Below are 910 nucleotides of genomic sequence, written 5' to 3' on the forward strand. Positions count from 1 at the left end.
CTTTCTGCAATTGCGTTATCATAGGGGCAGCCTTTGCGACTTAAGGACCGTTTAATTCCAAATGCTGTTAAACATTCATCAATCAAATGATTATCAAACTCTTTTCCTCTGTCAGAATGAAACAACTCAATCGTCTGTAAGTTCATTGGAATTTGACTCATAGCTTGCATGACCAGTGCTGCTGTTTTATGCCTGCCAGCACTTCGCCCCACTATTTCTCGATTACTGATATCAACAATTACACAAAAGTAGTGCCAACGTTGTTTAACCCTTACATAGGTTAAATCGGTCACCAATATCTTTCGTGGTTGACCTATATTAAATTCTCGATTCAGTTCATTCCCCACCGGCGATTCATTGCTTTTTTCTGTATGAATACAATATTTTTTACAGGTGTATTTCGAAACCCAGCCATTTTTCGCCATGATTCGACCTATTCGGCGTCGAGATACGGTTATGCCTTGCTTTCTCAGCTCTGCTTGCAGACGCCTTGTACCATAAGCACGATAATTAGTATTAAAAATTTCACCCACTATTTCACTCAGTGATATATCTTGTGATTGCTGCGTTAATTGCCGTTGATAATAGAAACGATTTCGGGTTACATTTAAACATCGACATAATGCACGTAAGCTGTATCGATGCTTATTATGTAAAATTAACTCGATTTTCTTCCCATTATCAACGTCGCTTGCTTTAGGATATCATTCTCCATTAACAAGCGTTTATTCTCTTTGCGTAGCGCGATAAGTTCGTTATCTTCAGTTCGACGATTATCTTTTGCGATGAATGAGCCGGTAGTTTGGTACTGCATTATCCAATTATCTAATGCTGATTTGGTGAGGTCATACTCTGCGACGATATCCGCACGTTTTTTACCATTTTGATATAGCATGACCATTTGTTTTTT

General features: G+C 38.5%; 2 protein-coding genes. Both read right to left on the reverse strand.

Annotated features, from left to right (window positions below; translation table 11 throughout):
• The coding region (locus A9G37_RS00735; protein WP_176701836.1) for an IS3 family transposase at positions 1–668 on the reverse strand (668 nt) is incomplete at its 3' end.
• A partial coding sequence (locus tag A9G37_RS00740) for a helix-turn-helix domain-containing protein (protein ID WP_141670981.1) occupies positions 659–910 on the reverse strand: 252 nt, incomplete at its 5' end. The genes A9G37_RS00735 and A9G37_RS00740, both read right to left, overlap by 10 nt.

The sequence above is a fragment of the Gilliamella sp. GillExp13 genome, from assembly GCF_001690815.1.
In the GTDB taxonomy this organism is placed as follows: Bacteria; Pseudomonadota; Gammaproteobacteria; order Enterobacterales; family Orbaceae; genus Gilliamella; species Gilliamella bombi.